Raw genomic sequence first — 3,347 nt, forward strand, 5'->3', positions numbered from 1 at the left:
GTTCTGGGGTCCAGGAGCGCAAATACCCAGCACTCAGCGGGGAGTTTCAGGCGGTGGAGGGCGTCAGGAGGTGGCGATGCCTACCAGCGGGGCGGTCGGGGTCGAGGAGGGGAGCTCCTGGAAGCCGTACCGGTCGTAGAACTTGGCGGCCGAGGTGTTCTCCGACGCGTAGCCGAGGTGTACGCCCGGCACGTCCCGCTCCGCGAGCGCCGCGCGGAGGGTGTCGATGAGCTGGGAGCCGAGGCCGCGGCGTTGCAGCACGGGCAGCAGGTCGATGTGCAGGTGGGCGGGGTGCGTCTCGAGCTCGCCGTGGCGCAGGCCGCGGACCATGCGCTCGGGGTCGGCGCCGTCGCGCAGGAGCTGGGCCTCGGTGTAGCCGGGGTTGTGTCCCGTGGCGGGGCCGGGTGCGGGGTGGCGTTCGACGAAGCCCGGCGTCCACTCACGTGCCCACCACTGAGCGAAGGCGCGGGTGTCGGCGGCGGCGACGATGTACCCGGCGGCGCGGCCCTCGTGCTCGACGACCCAGGCGAGGTCGGGGGAGTGGTCCACGTAGGGCAGCGCGTAGACGTCGGGCATGATCAGGTCGGACGAGTAGATGCCGCGTGCGTCGGTGCCGGCCGCGGCGGTGCGGACGCAGATGTCGGCGACGTCGGCGCGGTCGGCGACGTGGTACTGACGGATGAATGGCTCGCTCACCGCGACAGACTAGCGCGCCGGGGCGCGCTGGCGGCGTTACCCCGAGTTTGCCGCGGGAACATGCCAGTCACGGGATCGTCACGGGTTCGCAATGTGCAATTATCACCCAAGTTCGTTACGGTCGATTTGTCATGCAGAACCTCGAAGAGGAACTCAAGCACATCCATCCGACCGAGACCACGGTGGCGCTGAGGGAGCCCACCGTCGATGACGGAGCAGCGATGTGGCGCCTGGCGCGCGACAGCAAGACGCTGGACCTCAACTCGTCCTACGCGTACCTCCTCTGGGCACGTGACTTCGCCCGGACGTCGGTGATCGTGACCGTCGACGGCGAACCCGCCGGGTTCGTCACGGGATACGTCCGGCCCGACGAGCCGACCACCCTGATGGTCTGGCAGGTGGCCGTGGACCACGCCTACCGCGGACAGCGGCTGGCGTCCCGGATGCTCGCGCACCTCGCGGGGCAGCATCCCGGGTGCACCCACGTGGAGACCACCATCACCTCGGACAACACGGCGTCGATCGCCCTGTTCATGTCCTTCGCGTCGGCCCAGGGTGCGCCCGTCGACGTGCGGACCGTCTTCCCCACGGAGGCGTTCCCGGACGGCCACGACGCGGAGCTCGTGTTCCGCATCGGGCCACTCTCCTGACCCTGGTCCCGGTCAGACACCCCTGCAGTACCCAGCACGATCCCGCACGCCCAGCAGCACCCCACACGATCTACCCCACACGATCTACCCCAGCCGAGTCCGGCCGGCAGAGCCGGACCGCAGAAGGAGCCATGCGCCCGAACACCGCCATGCCCAGCGACCCGTCGACCAGCAGCATCAGCAGTGTCAGTAGTTCTGGCAGCACCAGCATCTTCGACGAGCTCGAGTCCCAGGTGCGCAGCTACTGCCGTAGCTGGCCCACGACCTTCACCACGGCGTCCGGCAGCACGATCCAGGCCGAGGACGGCCGAAGTTATCTCGACTTCTTCGCCGGAGCGGGCGCCCTCAACTACGGGCACAACCACCCGGTGCTGCTGGACGCGCTGATCGACTACCTGCGCAGCGGCGGGATCGTGCATGCGCTCGACATGCACACGGTGCCCAAACGGGAGTTCCTGACGACGTTCCGGGACCGGATCCTGGCGCCCCGCGACCTGGACTACAAGGTGATGTTCCCCGGCCCGACCGGGACCAACTCGGTGGAGAGCGCCCTCAAGCTGGCCCGCAAGGTGACCGGCCGGCAGCACATCCTCTCGTTCACCAACGCGTTCCACGGCATGACGCTGGGCGCGCTGTCGGTGACCGGCAACTCGATGAAGCGCAACGGCGCAGGCTTGCCGCTGACCAACAGCTCGAAGATCCCGTACGACGACTACTTCTCGGGCGCCACCGAGGACTTCCTGTGGCTCGAACGGGTGCTCAGCGACAGCGGCTCCGGTGTCGACAAGCCCGCGGCGATCATCGTGGAGTCCGTGCAGGGCGAGGGCGGGCTCAGCGCGGCGCGGCCGGAGTGGCTGCGCGCCCTGTCCGAGCTGTGCCGCGCCCACGGGATCCTGCTGATCCTGGACGACGTGCAGGCCGGCTGCGGCCGCACGGGCGAGTTCTTCAGCTTCGAGGAGTCGGGCATCGTTCCCGACATCGTGTGCCTGTCGAAGTCGATCTCCGGCTTCGGGCTGTCGATGGCGCTCACCCTGATCCGCCCCGATCTGGACCAGTGGGAGCCCGGCGAGCACAACGGCACCTTCCGGGGCCAGAACACCTCGTTCGTCACGGCCACCGCTGCACTGAACCAGTTCTGGGCGAACGACACCTTCGCCGAGGGCGTCAGGGCGCGCGCCACCGAGCTGCACGACGGCCTGGCCCAGATCGCGAACGGGTACGACGGCGCCGTCGTCAAGGGCCGGGGGTTCCTGACCGGCATCAAGTTCCCCGACCCGTCGGCGGCGTCGAAGATCGCCGCGGCGTCCTACGAGCGCGGCCTGCTGGTGGAGACGTCCGGGCCCGAGGACGAGGTGCTCAAGACGATGCCCGCGCTGACCATCGGCTCGGACGAGCTGCGGTCCGGGGTGGACATCATCGCGGCCGCGACGGCTGAGGTGCTGGGCGCGCCGGCGGTCGACGACAGCGCTGTCCACGATGTTTCCGGACCCCAAGTTGCCGGACATGCGAACCAGGCAGACCCCCGAGGAGAGGACACCAAGTGATCGTCACGCGACTGGCCGACCTGGAGGACACCGACCGCGACGTGCGGTCCGAGACCTGGCGGAGCCGCCGCCTGGTGCTCGCCCAGGAGGGCGTGGGCTTCTCGTTCCACGAGACCACCATGTACGCCGGGACGGAGACCGAGATGTGGTACGCCAACCACATCGAGGCCGTGTACTGCGTGGGCGGCACCGGCGAGCTGGAGAACCGGGAGACCGGCGAGCGCCATCAGATCTCCGACGGGACGATGTACCTGCTGGACGGCAACGAGAAGCACACGATGCGGCCGACGACGGACCTGCGGCTGATCTGCACGTTCAACCCGCCCGTCACGGGGCGGGAGGTGCATGACGCCGACGGTGTGTACCCGCTGGTGACGCAGGAGGAGCTCCAGGCCTGACGCTCCGCCGTCGGCCGCCCCCGCCGAACGTGTCAGACGCCCAGGTCACTCCGGTGACC

Annotated in this window: 4 protein-coding genes; 3 read left to right on the forward strand and 1 reads right to left on the reverse strand. The window is 69.1% G+C overall.

The window, feature by feature from the left end; translation table 11 throughout:
- Positions 1–63 precede the first annotated feature (63 nt).
- The gene (locus ACFWEJ_RS28000; protein ID WP_377232437.1) at positions 64–696 is read right to left on the reverse strand and encodes a GNAT family N-acetyltransferase; all 633 of its coding nucleotides are present in this window, start codon (positions 694–696) and stop codon (positions 64–66) included.
- Positions 697–827: 131 nt separating this feature from the next.
- Between ACFWEJ_RS28000 and ectA the strand changes: the two genes are divergently transcribed.
- From ectA to ACFWEJ_RS28015, 3 genes are all read left to right on the forward strand, one after another.
- Complete coding sequence (gene ectA, locus ACFWEJ_RS28005) at positions 828–1,346, forward strand: diaminobutyrate acetyltransferase (RefSeq protein ID WP_377232438.1); 519 nt, start codon at positions 828–830, stop codon at positions 1,344–1,346.
- Positions 1,347–1,477: 131 nt separating this feature from the next.
- Entirely contained in the window at positions 1,478–2,890 is a 1,413-nt protein-coding gene (ectB, locus tag ACFWEJ_RS28010; RefSeq protein WP_377232439.1) for a diaminobutyrate--2-oxoglutarate transaminase, read from the forward strand.
- Positions 2,887–3,288 carry an ectoine synthase gene (locus ACFWEJ_RS28015; protein ID WP_377232440.1) on the forward strand — a complete coding sequence of 134 codons (402 nt, stop codon included), beginning with the start codon at positions 2,887–2,889 and terminating at the stop codon, positions 3,286–3,288. Before ectB ends, ACFWEJ_RS28015 begins: the two co-directional genes overlap by 4 nt.
- Positions 3,289–3,347 lie beyond the last annotated feature (59 nt).

Source organism: Promicromonospora sp. NPDC060204, assembly GCF_042728455.1.
Lineage (GTDB): Bacteria > Actinomycetota > Actinomycetes > Actinomycetales > Cellulomonadaceae > Promicromonospora.

Coding starts and splice junctions, on each gene's coding strand:
- ectB (WP_377232439.1), top strand. CDS start 1,478: ATGCGCCCGAACACCGCCATGCCCAGCGACCCGTCGACCAGCAGCATC.
- ectA (WP_377232438.1), top strand. CDS start 828: ATGCAGAACCTCGAAGAGGAACTCAAGCACATCCATCCGACCGAGACC.